Source organism: Streptomyces sp. NPDC059169 (assembly GCF_042755225.1).
Classification (GTDB): Bacteria; Actinomycetota; Actinomycetes; order Streptomycetales; family Streptomycetaceae; genus Streptomyces.
The window spans coordinates 210,349-230,599 of the sequence record NZ_JBHZCF010000011.1 but is presented as its reverse complement, the minus strand read 5'-3'; the positions used below and the strand labels follow the sequence as shown (position 1 = coordinate 230,599).

Annotated in this window: 17 protein-coding genes; 9 read left to right on the top strand and 8 right to left on the bottom strand. The window is 71.8% G+C overall.

What is annotated here, in order from left to right:
- The first annotated feature begins 123 nt into the window (after positions 1-123).
- Complete coding sequence (locus ACFXOM_RS21875) at positions 124-705, top strand: sigma-70 family RNA polymerase sigma factor (RefSeq protein ID WP_384939283.1); 582 nt, start codon at positions 124-126, stop codon at positions 703-705.
- The gene (locus ACFXOM_RS21870) at positions 702-1,946 is read left to right on the top strand and encodes a maleylpyruvate isomerase N-terminal domain-containing protein (protein ID WP_385038875.1); all 1,245 of its coding nucleotides are present in this window, start codon (positions 702-704) and stop codon (positions 1,944-1,946) included. Before ACFXOM_RS21875 ends, ACFXOM_RS21870 begins: the two co-directional genes overlap by 4 nt.
- A gap of 61 nt (positions 1,947-2,007) precedes the next feature.
- On the opposite strand, the gene purU is transcribed toward ACFXOM_RS21870, so the two are convergent.
- Both purU and ACFXOM_RS21860 read right to left on the bottom strand, forming a co-directional pair.
- Positions 2,008-2,859: a formyltetrahydrofolate deformylase gene (purU, locus tag ACFXOM_RS21865; RefSeq protein WP_384939279.1), complete on the bottom strand. Its 852-nt coding sequence runs from the start codon at positions 2,857-2,859 to the stop codon at positions 2,008-2,010.
- Between the two features lie 46 nt (positions 2,860-2,905).
- On the bottom strand, positions 2,906-3,352 hold the full coding sequence (locus ACFXOM_RS21860) for a hypothetical protein (protein WP_384939455.1): 447 nt from the start codon (positions 3,350-3,352) through the stop codon (positions 2,906-2,908).
- A 223-nt stretch (positions 3,353-3,575) separates the two neighbouring features.
- Between ACFXOM_RS21860 and ACFXOM_RS21855 the strand changes: the two genes are divergently transcribed.
- A complete protein-coding gene (locus tag ACFXOM_RS21855) occupies positions 3,576-4,853 on the top strand; it encodes an ABC transporter substrate-binding protein (protein ID WP_384939278.1) in 1,278 nt (425 codons plus the stop codon).
- Positions 4,854-5,298: 445 nt separating this feature from the next.
- Here the strand turns inward: ACFXOM_RS21855 and ACFXOM_RS21850 are convergent, their stop codons facing one another.
- Together ACFXOM_RS21850 and ACFXOM_RS21845 are read right to left on the bottom strand one after the other, a co-directional pair.
- Positions 5,299-6,708, bottom strand: coding sequence for a hypothetical protein (locus ACFXOM_RS21850; protein ID WP_384939276.1), 1,410 nt, complete (start codon positions 6,706-6,708; stop codon positions 5,299-5,301).
- A gap of 188 nt (positions 6,709-6,896) precedes the next feature.
- Positions 6,897-8,279, bottom strand: a complete 1,383-nt coding sequence (locus ACFXOM_RS21845; protein ID WP_384939275.1) for a transcriptional regulator — start codon at positions 8,277-8,279, stop codon at positions 6,897-6,899.
- Positions 8,280-8,616: 337 nt separating this feature from the next.
- Between ACFXOM_RS21845 and ACFXOM_RS21840 the strand changes: the two genes are divergently transcribed.
- The 4 genes from ACFXOM_RS21840 to ACFXOM_RS21825 all read left to right on the top strand — a co-directional run bounded on the left by ACFXOM_RS21840 (position 8,617) and on the right by ACFXOM_RS21825 (position 12,806).
- Positions 8,617-9,234: a bifunctional DNA primase/polymerase gene (locus tag ACFXOM_RS21840; RefSeq protein WP_384941805.1), complete on the top strand. Its 618-nt coding sequence runs from the start codon at positions 8,617-8,619 to the stop codon at positions 9,232-9,234.
- A 43-nt stretch (positions 9,235-9,277) separates the two neighbouring features.
- A complete protein-coding gene (locus tag ACFXOM_RS21835) occupies positions 9,278-10,093 on the top strand; it encodes an ABC transporter ATP-binding protein (protein WP_384941800.1) in 816 nt (271 codons plus the stop codon).
- Complete coding sequence (locus tag ACFXOM_RS21830; protein ID WP_384941798.1) at positions 10,090-11,682, top strand: transporter; 1,593 nt, start codon at positions 10,090-10,092, stop codon at positions 11,680-11,682. Before ACFXOM_RS21835 ends, ACFXOM_RS21830 begins: the two co-directional genes overlap by 4 nt.
- A gap of 680 nt (positions 11,683-12,362) precedes the next feature.
- On the top strand, positions 12,363-12,806 hold the full coding sequence (locus ACFXOM_RS21825) for a subtilase-type protease inhibitor (protein ID WP_385038873.1): 444 nt from the start codon (positions 12,363-12,365) through the stop codon (positions 12,804-12,806).
- Positions 12,807-13,016: 210 nt separating this feature from the next.
- On the opposite strand, the gene ACFXOM_RS21820 is transcribed toward ACFXOM_RS21825, so the two are convergent.
- Positions 13,017-13,883, bottom strand: coding sequence for an alpha/beta fold hydrolase (locus ACFXOM_RS21820; RefSeq protein WP_385038871.1), 867 nt, complete (start codon positions 13,881-13,883; stop codon positions 13,017-13,019).
- A 641-nt stretch (positions 13,884-14,524) separates the two neighbouring features.
- Positions 14,525-15,217, bottom strand: coding sequence for a metal-dependent transcriptional regulator (locus ACFXOM_RS21815; protein WP_384941793.1), 693 nt, complete (start codon positions 15,215-15,217; stop codon positions 14,525-14,527).
- A 160-nt stretch (positions 15,218-15,377) separates the two neighbouring features.
- Between ACFXOM_RS21815 and ACFXOM_RS21810 the strand changes: the two genes are divergently transcribed.
- Entirely contained in the window at positions 15,378-16,133 is a 756-nt protein-coding gene (locus tag ACFXOM_RS21810) for an SIS domain-containing protein (protein WP_384944532.1), read from the top strand.
- A 189-nt stretch (positions 16,134-16,322) separates the two neighbouring features.
- Here the strand turns inward: ACFXOM_RS21810 and ACFXOM_RS21805 are convergent, their stop codons facing one another.
- Positions 16,323-17,675, bottom strand: a complete 1,353-nt coding sequence (locus ACFXOM_RS21805) for a PAS domain-containing protein (protein ID WP_384941790.1) — start codon at positions 17,673-17,675, stop codon at positions 16,323-16,325.
- 567 nt (positions 17,676-18,242) lie between these two features.
- Positions 18,243-18,869, bottom strand: coding sequence for a pyridoxamine 5'-phosphate oxidase (pdxH, locus tag ACFXOM_RS21800; protein ID WP_384941803.1), 627 nt, complete (start codon positions 18,867-18,869; stop codon positions 18,243-18,245).
- A gap of 279 nt (positions 18,870-19,148) precedes the next feature.
- Between pdxH and ACFXOM_RS21795 the strand changes: the two genes are divergently transcribed.
- Positions 19,149-20,249 (top strand): citrate synthase 2, encoded by a 1,101-nt coding sequence (locus ACFXOM_RS21795; protein WP_384941788.1) that lies wholly within the window; start codon positions 19,149-19,151, stop codon positions 20,247-20,249.
- Positions 20,250-20,251 lie beyond the last annotated feature (2 nt).

Below are 20,251 nucleotides of genomic sequence, written 5' to 3'. Positions count from 1 at the left end.
CTACCACCAGGGTCCCTCCAAGGGGCGTTCTTGCCACAAAGGGAGTGCGTAATCCGGACGGCCCACTACATTCGATAGGACACGGGACGGACAGAAGGACGGGCAGAAGGTTGGGGGTGCCGCATGGCGAAGGACACACCACCCCGCTGGGACCGCAAGATGCAGCAGCGACTGGCGCGGGGCGAGGCCGCCGCGCTCGGTGAGTTGTACGACCGGTTCGCCTCACTCGTGCACAACCTCGCCCATCGCGTGCTCGACGACGACGACGGCGCCGACCAGGTCACCCGTGAGGTGTTCGAGTACGTGTGGGAGAACCCCGGCACCTACGACCCCAAACAGGGCCCGCTGCGGTCCTGGGTGGCGAGCATCACCCACCGGCAGGCCGTGCGCCGGCTGCGCGAACAGGAGCGCGCGGCCCACGCCGAGAGCGGCGTGGGCACCCCGGAGGAGCTGGAGCAGAAGGTCAGGCGCGCCTCGGTCGCCGCCCGCGCCGACTACATCGTCACGTCGATGCCCGCCCCGCTTCGGGCGGCGCTGGAGCTGGCGTACTTCCAGCGCAGGGACTACCGGCAGACCGCCGTCGACCTCGGCGTCACCGAGGACGAGGCCCGCCGCAGGCTGCGCCTGGGCCTACAACTGCTGTCCACGGCGAACACCCGCCCGCTGGAGGGCTCCTCACCGCCCGGACCGGGAAGCGGCCGGTGACCGGGCCGCTGAACGGGGGCCGCGGCCCGGACGAACCGGACGACGCTCCGGACGCGGCTCCCCGCATACCGGGACCGCGAGCGGCGGGGGACGACCTCTCGCCGCCGGCCGTACTACCGTCGCCACCACCGGCTCCCACGCCCGAGATGCCGCACGCCGTGCTGAAGTCACTGCTCGGCGCCTGGGCGCTCGCCGCGTGCTCGGCCGAGGAGACCGCCGCAGTGGAGGAGCACATCACCGCATGCGCACCCTGCTCGGACGAGGCGCTGCGGCTGCGCGACGCGGTCGGACTGCTGCACTTCGACCGGGAGCTCGACCTGGATCCGCTGCTGCGCTCCCGCGTGCTCGAGAACTGCCTGGGGCGCCGCCCCGCGCGCATCCCGGTTCCCGCCTGGTCCGCGCCCTACGACGCGGAGACCGCCCGGCTCGACGCGCTGCTGCAGGACATCGGGGAGGCCGAGTGGCACGCGCCCGTGCGACTGCAGTGGTTCGACGGCACGCAGGCGGCGAGCCGCGACACGACGGTGGCCGGGGTGATCGCACACCTCATGTCCGTGGACGGACTGGTCGCCGCAGCCCTCGGTCTGGACGACCCGGTCGGCACGGACGCCACCGCATCACCGTCCGCACGCACCGAACAAATGTGGCGCTCCGCGCGCTTCTCACCGGCACGGACGGTGCGCGAGCCGTGGCGCGCCCAGAGTCACACGCTGGTGCGGACCGTGTCGTTCACCGGGCGCGGTACGGCGGAGCTGGCGGTGTCCTACGGGGACTTCGCGCTGCCGCTGCGGGACTCGATGCTGGAACGGGCCTTCGAGTGCTGGGTGCACGCGGACGACATCGCCAACGCCGTGGCCTATCCGTACGACCCGCCCTGCGCCGCCCACCTCCACGACATGATCGACCTCGGCGCCCGCCTGCTCCCCGCGTCCCTCGCGGCCCGCCGCCGAGCCGGCCTCGCAGCCCCGGCCCGCGAACTCGTCACCGCGGGTTCGCCGGGCCGCACGCTCCACCTGGAGGTCGAGGGCGCGGGCGGCGGCCATTGGTACATCGCCCTGGACTCACCGGCCGCGGTGGGCGACCCCGACCGCACCGTGGCCCAAGTCGCCCTCGACAGCGTTGAGTTCTGCCAGCTCGTCGCGGGACACGTGCCGCCCCAGGAGGCTGCCGCGGGCCAGGAAGGCGACCGCGAGGCCATCCGCAACGTCCTCTTCGCCGCGGCGTCGCTGTCCCGTCTCTGATCGTCCGGTGCCACGGCGGACGGGCCGGATCCGGCGCGGCGCCCGTCCAGCGCCGACGATGCTAGGCGAAGACCACCGTGCGGCGACCGTTCAACAGGATGCGGTGCTCCGCGTGCCACTTCACCGCGCGGGCCAGCGCCTGGCACTCCACGTCACGGCCGATCGCCACCAACTGCTCCGGAGTGACCTCGTGGCCCACCCGCTCGACCTCCTGCTCGATGATCGGGCCCTCGTCCAGGTCGGCCGTCACGTAGTGCGCCGTCGCACCGATCAGCTTCACACCGCGCGCGTGCGCCTGGTGGTAGGGCTTGGCCCCCTTGAAGCTCGGCAGGAAGGAGTGGTGGATGTTGATGATCCGGCCGCTGAGCTGCTTGCAGAGGTCGTCCGAGAGGACCTGCATGTAGCGCGCCAGGACCACCAGCTCCACGTTCTCGGTGCGCACCAGCTCCAGCAGTTCGGCCTCGGCCTCCGCCTTGGTGTCCTTCGTCACCGGGATGTGGCGGAACGGAATGTCGTACGACGCGACGAGTTCGGCGAAGTCCGTGTGGTTGGACACCACTGCCGCGATGTCCACCGGCAGCGCCCCGATCCGCGAGCGGAACAGCAGGTCGTTGAGGCAGTGGCCGAACTTGCTGACCATCAGCACGACCCGCATGCGCTCCTCGGCGCGGTGGATCTGCCAATCCATGGAGAACGAGTCGCCCACGGCGGCGAAGCTGGCCCGCAACTTCTCCACGGTGACGGACGCTTCGGCGGAGAAGTGCACCCGCATGAAGAACAGACCCGTGTCACGGTCTCCGAACTGCTGACTGTCCTCGATGTTGCAGCCGGTGATGAAGAGGTAGCTGGAAACGGCGTGCACGATGCCCTGCTTGTCCGGGCAGGAGAGCGTGAGGACGTACTGGTCTGTCATCCTCGTAGACTGCCACACCCCGCAGACGGCAGCAGCTCCCCGTCCGTCAGGCGGACCGCGTCATGATCCGCAGGACCTCCAGGGAACGCGGCGGAGCGTCCGGGTCGTCCCCGTCGTTCGTCGCCAGCCGTACGTGCGCATCACGGGCCGCGCGCACCGCCTCCGGCCAGCCGTGGTGCTCCATGTAGGCGGACACCGGCGCATCCGCGCCCACCTGGTGCATGATTCTCAGCACCCGCAGTACGGCTACGTCGACGAGAGCGGCCTCCCCGGAGTCCCGGAAGATCGTCCCGACGTACTTCTCGGCGGACCAGCTGTCCAGCCAGGTGTCCTCGACCAGCCGGTAGACGGCGTCCGTGACGTCGCCGTACCCCTCGTGGCCCGCCAGCCAGGTCTCCTGGTGGAACACGGGGTCGGAAAGCATGTGCAGCGCCGAGCGCACGTTGCTGCGCCAGCGCCACCAGGGCATGTCGTTGTGCGGCATGCCGCCCATGGTGGAGGAGCGACGGCTGCGTCGGGAAGAGTTCATTGACGTTCACCTCGTGAGCGTGGTCCTCGCGAGTTCCACCACGAGGGGCAGCACCGGAGCTTGCACGCCATCGATCGTACGTTCCCCCTGTGGAGCGATCTTCAGCCCCTGCAATTCACCCTCTGGTCACCCACCGTTGACCCGCCACCACTCTGGTGTTACCCCCGAGGCGGAAGTGTGCAGGGACATGACCGGTTGGCGACGCCTCTCCTCTCCCCGCTCCTATCGGATCGCGACCGCTTTCGCCGTCTCCATGGCGGCGGTCGGGGCGTCGCTCGCCGCATGCGGCGTGCTCCCTGGGGGTCCGGGGGGCTCCAGGGAGCCCATCACCGTGATGACCTTCGCCCCGGAGGAATCCAGGGCGACCAACATGCCCGGAATGCCCGCCATGGCACAGGCCTACGCCAAGTACGTCAACGCCCACGGCGGCATCGACGGCCACGAGCTACGCGTCCTCACCTGCAACGAGCACAACACGACGTCGGGTGCAGCCGCGTGCTCCCGGCAGGCGGTCGACGAGGGCGCGGTCGCGGTCGTCGGGTCGTACAGCCAGAACGGCCGGGCGTTCATGGCCCCGCTGGAAGCCGCCGGCATCCCGTACATCGGCGGCTACGGGGTCTCCGAAGAGGAGTTCACCAGCTACCTCTCCTACCCCGTCAACGGCGGGCAGGCGGCACTGCTCGCCGGCAACGGCAGGCAACTGGCCGACAACTGCCGGAAGGTCTCGCTCGTCCGACCGGACACGGTCACCGGAGACGGCCTCCCGGCGCTGCTCGACGCGGGCCTCGCCAGCGGCAAGGGCCGGTCGTCCAGCGACGTCAAGGCCACCGAGGACGCGACCGAGTACGGCGAGCCGGCCGCCCGGGCACGCTCGAAGGCCGGGGCGGAAGGAGGCTGCGTCACGGCGGTGCTCGGCGAACGCACCGCGACGTTCTTCGACTCCTTCAGGCGACTGCCCGAGGACGGCCGCGAGGTGCGGATCTCCTCCGTGCTGAGCTCCGTGGGCCAGCCGCTGATCGACCGTACCGGTGGGGCCGGAGGCCCCTTCGAAGGCGCGTACATGACCGGTTGGTACCCGTACGCGGGGGACCCCCGCTGGGGGACGATGCGGCAGGTGATCCGGGAGTACGCGTTCGGGGACGACCGGATCGACCCGGCGGACGCGGGCGTGCAGACGACGTGGATCGCGTACACCGTGCTGAAGAAGGCGATCGAGTCGCTCGACCGCGACGCGATCTCCGCCAACGCGCTCGCACACACCCTCGACACCGGCGTCCGCGTCGAGACCGGCGGCCTCACACCCACCCTGAGCTGGCGCTTCGAGGACATGCTGGGCGCACCCGGCTTCCCCCGCGTGGTCAACCCGAACGTGACCTTCCAGGTCGTCCGGTCGGGGCGTCTGGTCGCCCAGAAACCCGGCTTCGTGGACGTGAGTCAGATCATGGGCGCGCTGCCGACGTCCTGACGTCGGCGACGGGCTCCGGAGAGCTGCGACGGGCTCCGGGAGCTGCGAAACCCGCCCCTGCGCCGAGCACCGAGAGGTCGGGAGCGGGACGCCCGCCCGTGGGACGTGGTGCACACCGCCGGGGCGCCCTGGAACCCGAGGCCGCCGCAGGCCGTGCCGCCCCCGGACGTGGGCGCGGGACCGGAACCGGACGGCAACCGCCGGTGCCGCCCCGTAGCCGTCCTGCGCTTCCGTGGGTGCTCAGCGGCAGGGCGGGGTCGTCCTGTCCGACCACCCGGCGCCTCGGGGCAACCTGACGACGCCCGGGCGCAACGAGGCGCCCCTGGACCGACCAGGGGAGCGGCCCCTCGATGCCGCGGCACACCCGTCCCCGTGCACCCCGGCACCGGCACAACAGGCCCGACCCGGCACAACAGGCCCGACCCGGCCTCCGGAAACTCCGGGGCTAGAGTTCGGTCGCCCCCCGCTTCGTCAGCCCGTACTTCTCCGCGATCGTGTTCCAGAGCCCCGACGCCTCCCGCTTGGCGAGCGTCGCCTCACCGCTCGAACGGTTGGCCTGGGCCGTCTGGCTGGTGGTCCGGGCCTTGTCGCCGCGACAGCCCTTCTTGCCCTTCACCTGCCCCGCCCACTCCGCGTAGTGGTCGTCCGCGGCGGCGGACGCCTCCCACGCCTTCTTCAGGGCGGCCGTCAGCGCCTGGTTGTTCGGCAGCTTGTCCACGGCCATGCCCTCGAGACGGGGCACCAGCTCGCGGCGCTGCTCCGCCGCGCCGCGCAGGTCCGTTGCAGCCTGGTCGAGGTTCTCGCAGGACTTGATCGATTCGACGGAGCGGATCACCGAGGAACGGCTGTCGTTGCTGTCCGCCAGCAGCTTGTCGAGCGCCTCCGCCTGGACCTTCACGGGGTCGACCGCGGCCTGTGTCGTGGCGTCCGCCGCGGGTGAAGTCGCAACGGCCACCGTCGTGTTGTCGTTGCGGCCCTCGTCGTCCCCGCCGCCGAACATCAACGCGCTCGCGCCCAGCCCCACGACGGCACACCCGACGACCACCGCGGCGATCACCGGCACCCGCGAGGAGCGGCTCGGCGCCGGCTCGTGCGGCTGCTGGTGCGCTGCGGGCGGAGCGTACTGCTGCGGGGGCTGGTACTGCCCCTGCTGCCGCCCCGGGCCGGGATGCGGCTCGGCCGGGACGCGGGGCAGTTGCTGCGTCGCACCCGCCGGAGCACCCGGCGCGCCCTCGCTGCGGAACAGGTTGTCGAAATCCGCCGGCGGCTGCCTGTCGCCGGGCGCACCGGGGCGGATGCCGTACGGGGCACCCGGCGGCGGAACGGGAACGGGCTGCTCCGTTCCGTGGGGCGTCGGCACGGGCGGGATGTACTGCGTGGCGTCGGCGTCGCCGATCGGACGGCCGGCCCCCGGCCCGTCGCCTGCAGCGGCGACGGGCCCCGTCCCGAGGAAGTGCGTCGACTCAGCGGGGCTCTCAGGCGGTAGTGCCCCTGCCCCCTGGGGCACGGGCGGGATGTACTGCGTGGCGTCGCTGTCGGCGAACGCCTGTGGGGCCATCTGCCCGCCGGCCGCGGGCGGTTGGGCCACCGGGGCACCGAGGTACGGCTGCGGAACCGCACCGCCGTGCGCCTGCTGCGGCGGCAGTGGTTGCGCCGCGGAGGCGGGCGGCTGCGCCTGCCCGCCCTGGCCGGGCCCCCACGGGGCACCCCAGGGCGTCCCACCCGCCGGTGCGCCTTGGTCGCCACCGACTCCGGGTGCCCAGGGCCCACTGCCGTCGGCGGGCAGCACGACTCCTTCGCGCGCGGGCGTCGCAGCGGAATGCCGCGACTCGTCACCCTGTCCGCTGTGCGTCACCGGGACTCCTACGTCTGAACCTACGGAATCGTCGGTTCACGCTACCGGGTGCGTCGGGGGGTGCGCACACACGTGTGGTAGCCGTAACAAGATGCCACCCCACAACGCTGCTTACGGGGAGGGAGCGCCCCGGACCGAGCCGTGTGACCGAGCGGGAACCCACGCCCCACGGCCCGGGCACAGGACCTTCACGCGGCCTGCATGTCCACCCTCACCCCGAACTCCCGGACCGCCGGTTCGTCCGCGTACGGCTGCAGGCGCTGCTGCAGGTCCTCCAGGTACTCCGTGCCCCGGCTCGACCGCAGCGTGCCCAGCAGCTCCGCGGCCCGCGTGCCGGTGTGGCAGGCGGCCTCGACCTCACGCTGCTGCACCTGGGCCGTGGCCAGCAGCACCAGCCCGATCGCACGCCGACGGGCCCGTGATTCCGGGTGCCCCTCGAGGGAGTCGCTCGCGCGGCGGGCCGCCGCCTCGGCCTGCCCCAGGTCACGATGGCAGTGGGCCAGCTCGTCGGAGAGGTACGCGTGGTCGAAGTGGGCGATCCACGACGGGTCGTCGCCGGAACCGGGGTCGGCACGGTCCAGTGCGGAGAGCGCCTTGGCGGCCACTTCGTGGCAGGTCCTGGCGTCCCCGAGGAGCGCGTGGCCCCGGGCCTCGGCCGCGTAGAACATCGCCTCCGCACGCGGGGGGACCTGCCCCCTGGCCCCCTCCTGCGCGGCCCGTGCCAGCTGCGCGATCTCCCTCGGGTTGCCGAGCTGGGCCGCGAGGTGGCTCATGGAGGCGGCCAGGACGTACCCCCCGTACGCACGGTCGCCCGCCGCCTGCGCGAGGCGCAGCGCCTGGATGTAGTAGCGCTGGGCGAGCCCGGGCTGCCCGGTGTCCACCGCCATGTACCCGGCGAGTTCGGTCAGCCGCGCCGCGGCCGCGAAGAGCTGCCGTCCGACGGGTTCACGGTACGAGCCCGAAAGGAGGCCCGACACCACGCTGTTGAGGTAGTGGACGACGACTGGACGCACGTGCCCCGCACCGAAGCGGTGGTCCATGTCCTGGAGCGCCTCCGTCATCGCCCGGACCGCCTCGACGTCCGACACCCCGACCCGAGCCCCGGACTGCCGGGCCACCTGGGTGTCCGCGCCGGTGATCAACCAGTCGCGGCTCGGCTCGACGAGTGCGGAGGCCGCGACCGTCGAGCCGGAGAGGAAGTCCCGCCGGCCCACGTCACTGCGCCACAGCTCGCAGACCTGCTCGATCGCCCCGAGCACGGTCGGGGCGAACTGCAGCCCGACCCCGGACGCCAGGCTCTTTCCGTCCGCCATGCCGATCTCGTCGATCGTGACCGTACGCCCCAGCTTGCGGCCCAGTGCCTCCGCGATGATGCCCGGGGCCCTTCCGCGCGGCTGCTGGCCGCGCAGCCATCGCGCTACCGACGTCTTGTCGTAGCGCATGTCGAGGCCGCGCTCCGCCCCGACCATGTTGACCCTTCGGGCCAGCCCGGCGTTGGAGCACCCGGCTTCCTGGATGAGCGCCTGCAGCCGTTCGTTCGGCTGACGGGCGACGAGTGGCCTCGCTGCCATGACTACCCCCTACCGGACCGCGCCGACCGTGATCTTGCCTTGATCACTTCCCGGCCGTTATCCGGAGAATGCCGATGAGCTCGGACGATTACGGGTGAATGCCGCTACACCGCCACTGGCTACCCGCCCACCGGGCCACGGCCGCACGCGCGCCCCCGTCCGTGCACCCGTGCGCCCCAAATGCGGGACCGGTGCACCGTGTCACCTGTCGTGCGCGCCGTAACCCGGAGTGGTGAAGGAAGTTGTGTTCATCGTGGAAGAGACCATCGAAGAGTCGGCGGGAGACTCCGTCGGCGTCGTGACAGCCGCCCACATCCCCCAGCAGCGCGGCGAGCAGATGCTGGACGGCGCGGTCCACTACGTGGAGGAGCGCCGCTGGGACGTGTTCCCCGGCACCTGGCTGGAGGCCGTGGCCGGCACGGAGAGGTGCTCGTGCGGTTCGGCGGTGTGCGTGGCGCCGGGTGCACACCCGGCACGGCCCGACTGGTCGACGCAGGCGACGGGGAGCTCGGTCGGCGCCCGCCGGTTGTGGGGGCAGCACCCAAGGGCATCGATCCTCCTCCCCACGGGCCGGACGTTCGACGCGCTGGACGTACCGGAGTCCGCCGGCTTCCTCGCGCTCGCCCGGATGGAGCGGATGGCCGTGCCCCTGGGGCCGGTGACCTGCACGCCGGACCGCCGCATGCAGTTCCTCGTACTGCCGGGAGCCGCCACGAAGGTCGTTGACCTGGCGCGGAAGCTGGGTTGGGCGCCCCGTTCGATCGACCTGGTGGTACGCGGCGAGGGCCAGTACATCGCGGCGCCGCCGACCCGGGTCGGCGGTCAGGGCGCAGTGCAGTGGGTGCGCAGGCCGACGAGCGCCAACCGTTGGCTTCCCGATGCGGCGGAGCTCATCAGCCCGTTGGCCTACGCGTGCGGACGGGAGGCCGCGGCCCGACGGACCCGTCACTCGTAAGGTTGTTCCCAAGAGCAACGGGGACAAGGGGAGGCATCCGACCATGCCGGACCAGACGGAGTACGGAGCGCGCGCCACGGCGGACGGAACACCGCCCGCCGTACGCGTGGAAGGGCTGTGGAAGCGATTCGGCGATCAGATCGCGGTCGCCGGCATCGACCTGGTTCTGCCAGCGGGCAAGTTCATTGGTCTGGTCGGCCCGAACGGTGCCGGTAAGACCACGACGCTCTCGATGGTGACGGGGCTGCTCCGCCCCGACCAGGGCCGGGTGGAGGTTGCCGGCCACGACGTCTGGCGCGATCCCGTCGAGGTGAAGGCCCGGATCGGCGTGCTGCCCGAAGGACTGCGGCTCTTCGAGCGCCTGTCCGGGCGGGAACTGCTCGCGTACACCGGCCGGTTGCGGGGGCTGCCCGGTGAAGAGGTCGACCAGCGGGCCACCCAGCTGCTGGACGTCCTGGACCTGGCCGGGTCCCAACACAAGCTGGTGGTCGACTACTCGACCGGCATGCGCAAGAAGATCGGCCTCGCGGCGGCACTGCTGCACAACCCGCAGGTGCTCTTCCTGGACGAGCCTTTCGAGGGCGTCGACCCGGTCTCGGCCCAGACGATCCGCGGCGTGCTGGAGCGGTACACCGCGTCCGGGGCGACGGTCGTCTTCTCCAGTCACGTGATGGAGCTGGTGGAGTCGCTGTGCGACTGGGTCGCGGTGATGGCGGCCGGCCGGATCCGGGCACAGGGGACGCTCGAGGAGGTGCGGGGTTCCGCGACGTCGCTGCAGGACGCGTTCCTGGAACTCGTCGGAGCGAGCGGCCGGGACGCCGGCAAATCGCTCGACTGGCTGGGCGGCGGTTCACGATGACGAACTCCCTCGTCCCCGTCTTCGTGCGGCTCAAACTGTCGCTGCTCGCCAACGGCCTGCGGCAGTCGTCGGGCCGGAGGGCGGCATTCATCGCGTCCCTGGTGGTGACGCTGCTGATCGCCGCGGGGCAGGTCTTCGGATTCGTCCTGCTGCGCGGCTCGGCGAACGCGGCCCCCCTGGTCGTGCTGCCGGTCTTCCTGTTGGCCGTGGGCTGGGCGTTCATGCCCCTCTTCTTCCCGAGCGGTGACGAGACCCTGGATCCGACCCGGCTGGTGATGCTGCCCCTGCGTCCGGCCCCCCTGGTGCGGGCACTGCTGATCGCCTCGCTGGTCGGGATCGGGCCGCTGTTCACCCTGTGCCTGGCCGTGGGCGGTGCGCTCGCCCTCGCCCACGGGGCGGCTGCGGTGCTGACGGCGGTCGTCGCGGTCCCCCTGACCCTGTTGGTCTGCATCGGACTCTCCCGGGTGGTGGCCGCCGCCAACATCCGTCTGCTGACGAGCCGCAAGGGGCGCGATCTGGCCGTGCTGAGCGGTCTGGTGATCGCGGTCGGCATCCAGTTCGTGAACTTCGGCATGCAGCGGCTCGGTGCCGCGGGCGGTCTGGCGGCGTTGAGGCCCGCGGTGTCGGTGGTGCGCTGGATCCCGCCGGCGTCGGCGCTCGATGCGGTCGACGCGGCGAGCAAGGGTTCGTACGCGACGGCCGCCGCGCAACTCGCCACTTCACTGGCCGCGCTCGCCGCCCTCCTGTACGCCTGGCAACGCCTCCTCACCCGGCTCATGACGTCGCCCGACGGATCGACCCTCGCGGCCGCCTCGGAGAAGACCCGCAGGTCCTCCTCCACCGGTCTGGACCGTCTGCTCCCCCGCGGGCGCACCGGCCCGGTCATGCAGCGCACCCTGCGGTACATCTGGCGCGACCCGAAGACCAAGGCGGCGTGGGTGACGGCGCTGGTGATCGGCTTGATCGTGCCGATCTTCAACGCGCTCCAGGGCACCGGCTCGATCTACTTCGCGTGCTTCGCCGCTGGCATGCTCGGCATCCAGATGTACAACCAGTTCGGTCAGGACACGTCCGCGTTCTGGATGGTGGCGCAGACGATCTCGACTCCGCGGGACGCGTATCTCGAACTACGTGCCCGCGCCCTGGCGTCGCTGCTGATCACCGTCCCGTTCACGGTCGTGGTCACGCTCGCCACGGCGGCGGTCCTGCACGACCAGCGGGCCCTGCCGGAGGCACTCGGGGTGGCCCTGGCCCTGCTCGGGGCGATGATGGGGACGGGCGCGGTGGCGTCCGTGCGCTTCCCCTACTCGATCCCGCAGAACAGCGGCTACAAGAACGTGGCTCCGGGCCAGGCCGGTCTCGTGTGGATCTCCATCTTCGGCGGGATGATCGCCTCCGCACTGCTGTGCTCCCCGGTGATCGCGCTCACGATCTGGCTGAACGCCGCCAGTGCCGAGTCCGCGTTGTGGAGCCTGCTGCCGCTGGGCATCGCGTACGGCGGTCTCCTGATGTGGGGTGGGCTTCGGCTCGCTGCTCCGCGGTTGGCCGGGCGACTGCCGGAAGTCCTGACGGCGGTCAGCAAGGGGTGAGCGTCGGTGCCGCGACGGCACCGATCATGTCCGTATCCCTATCCCTCCGCCGACGGCACCTGGGGTCCTCGGTCTGCGAGGCACACCCGCACAGCGTTCGCGCCGAGGCGGCGTCGTCCGGCCTCCGGGCCGTGGGCGCGGTCACGGCCACGGCCACGCCCACGGCCACGCCCACGGTGCGGGTGGCAGTGCGGGTGCGGCAGGAGCGCCAGGAAGCCGCTCCATTGATTCGATCGTGAAGGTCTTGTGTACGACACGGAGGTCCTCGCCCGGCCGTGGCCCCCGCCCGACCGCCGAATGAACAGTTCCTGAAGAGGGCGTTCACTGTACGCGAAGGCGCACATCGGCGATATTCGCGCATCGCGCGCGAACACGAGTGCCATCGACCGGAGAAGCGCCGCATTCCGGCCGAACGACCGCTTGAGCCACCCCCTCAAGGGGCAGTCACTCTTAAAGAGCAGCAGGTCAAACGATTGTTGGTGCTTCTACCACCCTCCGTCGTCCACATACTGGACGCCCCGTCAGGGCGCGACCGCACCGGCGCCGAACAGGCCGAACGACCATTCGATCGGCAATCATTGACCGTATGCGGCCGGAAATGAGGGATCGATGTGCGATCACTGTCCGCATCAGCAAGACTCCCCAGCGCAATCGCACTCACGGCAAAGGGGATTTCACCCATGCGTTACATGCTCAACACACTCGGCGCGACGGCCTCCGCGGCCACCCTCGTCCTCACCGGCACCCTCGCCGCGGGCGTGGCACACGCTGAGGCCGCCGAGCCCACCAGCCTCTACGCGCCGTCGGCGATGGTGCTCGCGATCGGCAGGGGCGACGCACCCGCGACGGCGACGATGGAGCGTGCCGCGACCCTGAACTGCGCGCCCACCCCGAGCGGCACTCACCCCGCCCCCCGTGCCGCATGCGACGAACTGACAGCGGTGAACGGTGATTTCGATGCCCTGGCGAGCAAGCCCAAGCACCCCTGCACGCGCCAGTGGGACCCGGTGACGGTCACCGCGAGCGGGGTCTGGCAGGGCAAGTGGGTCGACTGGTCGGCCACGTACGGCAATGCATGCGAGATGCGGGAGAACCTGGCGGGCAGCGTGGTCTTCTCCTTCTGAACCACCGCCACCGCGGCGGACCGGGTCGGATGACGGCGGCTCCCGGTCCGCCGCTCCGGCTCGCCCCACCCTTCCCGCTCGCGCTCCCCTGCGCTCCGTTCGGCTCGGCACCGCGGACGGGGCACACCGCGAGCCCCGCTCGACGCGGACGCCCTCCCGCGCGGCGCACGTCTTGACGGCGCCCAGGGCGGTGACTCCGCCCGGGACGCGTCACGCCGTCAGCACACCGTCCAGGAACGGCTCGATCGCCGCACGCCATGCCTCGGGCTGGTCGTAGTGGACCAGGTGGCCGGCGTCCGCGACTTCCGCGTACTGGCCGCGGGGCAGAACGCGGACCATTTCCTGGGCCTCCGCACGGCCCAGCTCGCCGTCGATCCCGCGGACCACGAGGGTGGGACACCGAACCTGGGCGAGCGAGTCCCAGTGGGCGTCGTGCACCCAGGTCTCGCGCGAGGTGAGCATCTGAGCGCGGGAGAACAGCGGGCGCCAACCGTCCGCCCCCTCGGCCATCACCTCCGCGAAGAACTCGCCGCGCGCGGGATTCGGGCGCTCCACCCTGGGGTCGTCCTCACCGAACCACTTGCGAACGTCCGCGAGGGTCGCGAAGGGCAACGGCCAGCTGCGGAACCAGTCCTCCCATTCGCGCTGGGAGGCCGCTCCCAGCGCGGAGGCTCGCATGTCGCAGACAACCAGGGCCTGGACGAGGTCGGGGCGTTCTGCGGCGAGCTGCCAGGCAGTGAGGGCGCCCATGGAGTGGCCGATGAGGGTGACGGGGGCGAGGCCCAGCTGCTCGACGGCGGCCGCGGCGTCCGCGACGTACGCCTCGCGGGCGAACGATCCGTCGACCGGTCGCCCGCTCCGGCCGTGACCGCGCTGGTCGAGGGCGACCGCGCGGTGCCGCTCGGCGAGCCAGCGCGCGGTGGCGGCCCAATGGGACGCACGCCCCATCAGCCCGTGGAGCAGTAATACCCCCGGTGCACGATGATCGGCTTCACCGATCCCCTTGGGCGTTTCTGCGAACTCCCAGGCAGCGAGACGGACACCGCCCGCTCCGGTCACGTCGATGCGCCGCACCATGGTCCTGGCACCCCCTTCTTCTTCCCTTGTGGATGTCCGAGCTCTCCGAGGTGATCGAACCCCGCCAGACTATCGAACCTCTATTCGAAAACCAGGATTCGCCGTCCAACACCCCTCGTACGAGTGACGCCTCTCAAGGATTGATGCGCGCCGCCGAGGGGAGATCTTCAGCGGGAGGCGGGCCGCTCGGGGAAACAGGCCCGTGGGGAATGACCCTGGGAGCTCGGGGCTCTGGGTCAGCAAAGGGGAGGACAGGCCCCGGTGCCCTTGGGTGCCGGGGCCTTCCCCCTGAGGGTGGGGCCCCTTCGCCTGCGGGCGCGAAGCCTCCTCGCTCGGGCCGCCACGGTCACGGAACGACGGAGCGAGCCACCTCCCGAGCAGGTACGAGGACACGTTCGAGCGGTGCATGCCCTTGCCCCCTCCCCGACCGACGGGGCGCGCCCCGGCCCAACCCGGTCATGTGCCTCAGCCACAGCGTGGCACGCGATCCGCCGCGCCGCTGCGATTCCGGCCGGAAAGCACGATCCGAGGGGGCTTGCGCCGGTCTCACGCCGTGCGCACGACGCACGCCCGCACCGCATGCGCGGTGCGGGCGCGGCACGCATGGTGGGCGATACCGGTCCCGCGTCGGTACGCGCGGGTCAGCGCTTCGCCACGAAGACGTGCGACGCCACGTCCGACTCCAGCTCAGCGGCCTCGCCGCCGCTGCCCACGAGCACACCGCCGGCCGACTCCGTCACGCTCACCACGGAACCGGGCTGCACCCCCGCGCGCCGCAGCGTGTACATCAGCTGGGCGTCCGTCTGGATGGGCTCGCCGATCCGGCGGACCACGACGGTCTTGCCCTCCGTCCCCGCGTCGAGCTCGGCCAGGCTGACCATGCCGTCGTCCAGGAACGGGTCGGCCTCCGCCTTCTCGCCCAACTCCTCGAGCCCCGGGATCGGGTTGCCGTAAGGGGACTCCGTGGGGTGGCGCAGCAGCTCCATCACGCGACGCTCCACCGCCTCGCTCATCACGTGCTCCCAGCGGCACGCCTCGGCGTGCACCTGTTCCCACTCCAGACCGATCACATCGACCAGGAGGCACTCGGCCAGCCGGTGCTTGCGCATCACCCGGGTCGCCAGCCGGCGGCCCTCGTCGGTGAGCTCCAGGTGTCGGTCGCCCGCGACGGTCACCAGCCCGTCGCGCTCCATCCGCGCCACGGTCTGGCTGACCGTGGGGCCGCTCTGGTCGAGCCGCTCCGCGATGCGGGCGCGCATCGGGACCACGCCTTCCTCTTCCAGCTCGAGGATGGTGCGGAGGTACATCTCCGTGGTGTCGATCAGTCCGGACATACGTGCCCCTCGATGAAATCGTGCGCTGGCCCTGGCTCAATTCTGACGCATGGGACGGACAACCGGGCCCTGCCCGCCACAAGGCCGTATTGACAGGGCAATGGTCCAGACCGCAACGTGATCCGCGACACGACGCGTGACCGACGGGAAGGCTCCGCTCATGGGCGAGAACACGCTGGCCGGACGGTTCTTCGACGCAGCGATCGGCCTGCTGGAGCGGGTGCGCGACGAGGAGTCCACGCACATCGCCGCGGCCGGCGCCACCATCGCCGACACGGTCGCCGCGGGCGGCCGTCTCTTCGCCTTCGGGGCCGGCCACTCCTCGCTCGCCGCCCAGGACGTCGTCTACCGGGCGGGCGGACTCGCGCTGATGAACCTGCTCGCCGTGCCCGGCACGGTCGGCGTCGACGTCAGACCCGCCACCCTCGGCTCCGCGCTGGAGCGTGTGGGCGGCCTCGCCCGCGCCGTCCTGGACGCGAGTCCCGCACGGGCCGGGGACGTGCTGATCGTCATCTCCTTGTCCGGGCGCAACGCCCTCCCCGTGGAGATGGCCCTGCACGCGCGCACCCTCGGCATCAAGGTCATCGGTGTGACGTCGGTGGCCTACGCAGCGCGGACCCGGTCATGCCATTCCTCCGGCACCTTCCTGAAGGACCACTGCGACGTCGTCCTCGACTCCAAGATCGGGGTGGGCGACGCGGAGCTCACCGCGAAGGGGATCGAGGCGCCGTTCGCGCCCGCATCGACGGTGGTGACCAGCGCCCTGATGCAGGCGACGATGGCGGCGGCGGCGGGCGAGCTCGCCGAGCGCGGCGTCGAACCGCCCCTCCTGAGGTCCGGGAACGTGGACGGCGGGCTCGAGTGGAACGCCCGCGTGATGGCGGAGTACGGCGACCGGATCTTCTTCCAGCACTGAGGCCCCGGCCGCGGTCGACGGCACGGCCCCACCCGCAGGCGGGCCAGGACTCCCCCGCGCACCGCCGGGCTCCCGTCCGGCCGGGCCGGCCCCCGGGAAACGCCCCGTCAGCCCGGGTACGCCCGCTCGCCGCCGCGGCACCGCCCCACGGGCCCGCCCCGAACGGGGCACGGGGCCGCCACCCCCACCTCAGCCTCCCTGTGCTCGTGCCAGGTCCAGCGCCCCCGCCACGTGCATCGCCACGCTCTCCGCGTACACCGTGTCCACGGGTTCGAACGCCGGCCGGTTCGACGACCGCAGGAACGTGAGGACGCCCAGTGTCCGGCCCCGGCTGCGCAGGACCGTGCAGAGCCCGTGCGCCGCGTCCCGGGGCCAGAGCCGCTCCGCCGCCCACGCCTCGGCGCCGCCCTCGCCCGCGCTCGCCCGGACGGATCCGATCCGGTCCAGCGCCTGCAGCGCGGGGTGCCCCTGCGGGTAGCGCAGCGGGACCCCCGCCCCGGTCACGCGGGCGACCGGACCCGGCGCGCCGGACGGGGTCGCGGCAGTCCGTACCAGCCGTTCGCCCCGCTCCGACACCACGTCCACCAGCGCGTGGTCCGCGAATCCCGCCAGTGCGAAGTCCACCTGCGCCGTCGCCGCGTCCACCGGGTCCTCGCACTCCGCAGCCGCCCGGGCGGCACGGTGCAGCTGGCTGAACCGGAACCGCATCCGGTCCGCGCCCTGCTCCGCGAGCTTCGCGTCGGTCACGTCCTGGAACAACCAGCCCACACCGAGCGGCACCGGTTCCTCCGCCAGCGGCGACGCCAGACGCAGGAAGCCGCTGCGCAGGCACCTGCGCCGCTCGCCCTCGCCCGTGCGCACCGTCACCCACAGTTCGGCGGGTGCGCCCGGCGCTCCGTCGGCGAGCACGTGGTGCAGCGCTCCCTCCAACTCCTCCACGCCCTGCACGACCAGCTCACCGAGCGGCCGTCCGAGGAGCGCGGTGCGCCTGGTGCCCAGCGTCTTCGCGGCACGGGCGTTGACGACCGCCGGGCGCAGGTCAACGTCCACCAGCACGACGCCCCACGAGGCGTCCTCGAACAGGGCCTCGCTCAGGGCGATGGACCGCTCCAGGTCGATCTGCGCGTGCACCTCGCTGAACGCGCAGTACACCCCGGCGGGCTTGCCGTCTGCCCCTCGGACCTCGGCGGACTGGGTACGGACGAGCACCCGGCCGCCGTCCTTCCGCAGCAACGCGAACTCGTGGACCTGCCGCCCGGGGGTGTGCATCGCGGCCATCAGCCGGCCCTGCACCTCGTCGGCGTCCGCGGTCCGCACCGCCCACCCCGCGAAGCCGTGCCGTCCGACGGCCTCCTCGGCCGACCAGCCCAGGATCCGTTCCGCCTCCCGGTTCCAGTGCGTGATCACCCCGTCCGCGTCGAACGCGCACAGCGCGGCGTCCATCCCGTCCAGCAGCGCCGCGAGCAGATCCGACCCGGGGCCGTCCCGCTCCGGCTCGTCCGGTCCCAGCGCGCTCGTGGCCTCACTCCTGGAAGCACTCATCCTGGCACCCCCTGCAGGACGTGTCCTCGACCAGTGCCGCTCGTGCGCGGCACCCCGATCATTCAACTGGAACGTGACACAGGACACATGAATTTCCCAGAAATCGTTGCTCCTGAGAATTTCCGTGAGATGGGTACGGGCCTGCTCCCGGCGCGACGGGAGCACCGGGGAAAGTCGGAGAAATATCGGTTGTGCCGTGCCGCACGGGTTCCTAGTGTGTGGGGCACACGAGAAGGGAGGTGGTTCGGCAGATGTATGCAAACCGGACGCGTGAGGTGACTGCGGGCTAGCGGCCCGTCGTCGCACTCCGTGCGGTGCCGGCTCGTCGCCGGCCAATCCCATGCAGTCACCGACCCGCGGGCTCGCCGGTACGTCCGGCCGGCTTCCTCCTCGGAGGAGACCAGAGCCCGCGGGTTTCTGCGTTCCCGGCGGCCTCGGGGCGGGCCCGTGTGCGCGCCGCGTCGGCGCCGGGCCGCCGCCACGCCCGCGACCGCCCCGAGGGCGCTGCGGGCGGCCCCGGACCACGTCACCGCGTCAGCCGCCCCCGGCGACCCGACCGCACCGCGCCTACGGGCAGAGGCGCTCGATGCGCCAGGTCCCGCTTCCGGTGCGCACGTACCGCAGCCGGTCGTGCAGTCGGTTCTCGTGCCCCTGCCAGAACTCGACCGTCTCCGGGGTGACCCGGTACCCACCCCAGTCCGGCGGCACCGGAACCCGTTCGCCCGCCGGGTAGCGGGCGGCGAACTCCTCGTAGCGGCGGAGGAGTTCGGCGCGGGTACCGATCACGGAGGACTGGGCACTCGCCCAAGCGCCCAGCTGGGAGCCGCGCGGTCGGGTGCGGAAGTACAGGGCCGTCTCCTCCTGCCCGACGCGGGCGGCCGCGCCGGTGACGATGACCTGACGGGCCAGCGGGTGCCAGGGGAAGAGCAGCGAGACGTGGGGGTTGGCGTCCAGCTCGCGGCCCTTGCGGGACGCGTAGTTGGTGTAGAAGACGAAGCCGTCGTCATCGAAGTGCTTCAGCAGCACGGTCCGGGACGACGGGCGGCCGTCGGCGGCGGCCGTGGACACGATCATGGCGTTCGGCTCGTGGAGGTGGCCGGCCGCGGCGTCCTTGAACCAGTGGACGAACTGCTCCATGGGATCGGCTGGCAGGTCCGCCTCGTCGAGGGGCGTCGAGCGGTACTGCTCGCGCATGGCGGCGGGATCGAGGGCGTCGGTCACGTGGGTCATCCTGCCGCAGCAGCCGAGTCTGCCCGGCACGGAGTGCCGCTAATCCTCCTGGACCGGACGGCGGACTGTGCCGGATGTCACGCTTCCCCGCACCAGTGGGACCGGCCAAAATCATCCGCTGGGCCACTGTGGCCTCCCTACGACGCGGATGGGGTGACCACCCGCCGCGCGGGGCATCACCGGGGTGACCTATCCGGGACGACCGCCGGTGCGACCCGACCGACACTCACGAGGAGCCGCCTGATGTCCGACTTCGTACCCGGACTCGAAGGAGTCATCGCGTTCGAGACGGAGATCGCCGAACCCGACAAGGAGGGCGGCGCGCTCCGCTACCGCGGTGTCGACATCGAGGACCTCGTGGGTCACGTCTCGTTCGGCAACGTGTGGGGGCTGCTGGTCGACGGGGCCTTCAATCCCGGCCTGCCCGCCGCGGAGCCGTTCCCGATCCCGGTGCACTCCGGCGACATCCGCGTCGACGTGCAGTCGGCGCTGGCGATGCTGGCGCCCGTGTGGGGCCTCAGGCCGCTGCTCGACATCGACGAGGCACAGGCGCGCGACGACCTCGCGCGGGCCGCGGTGATGGCCCTGTCGTACGTGGCGCAGAGCGCGCGCGGCCAGGGTCTGCCCATGGTGCCGCAGCGGGAGATCGACAAGGCCGAGTCCGTGGTCGAGCGCTTCATGATCCGCTGGCGCGGTGAGCCCGACCCCAAGCACGTGAAGGCCGTGGACGCGTACTGGACGTCGGCGGCCGAGCACGGCATGAACGCCTCGACGTTCACGGCCCGGGTCATCGCCTCGACCGGCGCCGACGTGGCTGCCGCCCTGTCCGGCGCGGTCGGTGCCATGTCCGGACCGCTGCACGGCGGTGCACCGTCCCGCGTCCTCGGCATGATCGAGGAGATCGAGCGCACCGGTGACGCGGTCGCGTACGTGAAGAAGGCCCTGGACAAGGGCGAGCGCCTGATGGGCTTCGGCCACCGGGTCTACCGGGCGGAGGACCCGCGGGCCCGGGTGCTGCGCCGCACCGCGAAGGAGCTGGGCGCCCCGCGCTTCGAGATCGCGGAGGCGCTGGAGAAGGCCGCTCTGGAGGAGTTGCACAACCGTCGTCCCGACCGGGTGCTGGCGACCAACGTGGAGTTCTGGGCCGCGATCATGCTGGACTTCGCCGAGGTGCCGGCCCACATGTTCACGTCGATGTTCACCTGCGCCCGCACCGCCGGCTGGTCCGCCCACATCCTGGAGCAGAAGCGCACCGGGCGGCTGGTGCGCCCGTCCGCCCGGTACGTCGGCCCGGGTACCCGCGACCCGCACGACATCGAGGGCTACGCCGACATCGCGGGCTGACG

Coding starts and splice junctions, on each gene's coding strand:
- ACFXOM_RS21875 (WP_384939283.1), top strand. CDS start 124: ATGGCGAAGGACACACCACCCCGCTGGGACCGCAAGATGCAGCAGCGA.
- purU (WP_384939279.1), bottom strand. CDS start 2,859: ATGACAGACCAGTACGTCCTCACGCTCTCCTGCCCGGACAAGCAGGGC.
- ACFXOM_RS21860 (WP_384939455.1), bottom strand. CDS start 3,352: ATGGGCGGCATGCCGCACAACGACATGCCCTGGTGGCGCTGGCGCAGC.
- ACFXOM_RS21855 (WP_384939278.1), top strand. CDS start 3,576: ATGACCGGTTGGCGACGCCTCTCCTCTCCCCGCTCCTATCGGATCGCG.
- ACFXOM_RS21845 (WP_384939275.1), bottom strand. CDS start 8,279: ATGGCAGCGAGGCCACTCGTCGCCCGTCAGCCGAACGAACGGCTGCAG.
- ACFXOM_RS21840 (WP_384941805.1), top strand. CDS start 8,617: ATGCTGGACGGCGCGGTCCACTACGTGGAGGAGCGCCGCTGGGACGTG.
- ACFXOM_RS21835 (WP_384941800.1), top strand. CDS start 9,278: ATGCCGGACCAGACGGAGTACGGAGCGCGCGCCACGGCGGACGGAACA.
- ACFXOM_RS21830 (WP_384941798.1), top strand. CDS start 10,090: ATGACGAACTCCCTCGTCCCCGTCTTCGTGCGGCTCAAACTGTCGCTG.
- ACFXOM_RS21825 (WP_385038873.1), top strand. CDS start 12,363: ATGCGTTACATGCTCAACACACTCGGCGCGACGGCCTCCGCGGCCACC.
- ACFXOM_RS21820 (WP_385038871.1), bottom strand. CDS start 13,883: ATGGTGCGGCGCATCGACGTGACCGGAGCGGGCGGTGTCCGTCTCGCT.
- ACFXOM_RS21815 (WP_384941793.1), bottom strand. CDS start 15,217: ATGTCCGGACTGATCGACACCACGGAGATGTACCTCCGCACCATCCTC.
- ACFXOM_RS21810 (WP_384944532.1), top strand. CDS start 15,378: ATGGGCGAGAACACGCTGGCCGGACGGTTCTTCGACGCAGCGATCGGC.
- ACFXOM_RS21805 (WP_384941790.1), bottom strand. CDS start 17,675: ATGAGTGCTTCCAGGAGTGAGGCCACGAGCGCGCTGGGACCGGACGAG.
- pdxH (WP_384941803.1), bottom strand. CDS start 18,869: ATGCGCGAGCAGTACCGCTCGACGCCCCTCGACGAGGCGGACCTGCCA.
- ACFXOM_RS21795 (WP_384941788.1), top strand. CDS start 19,149: ATGTCCGACTTCGTACCCGGACTCGAAGGAGTCATCGCGTTCGAGACG.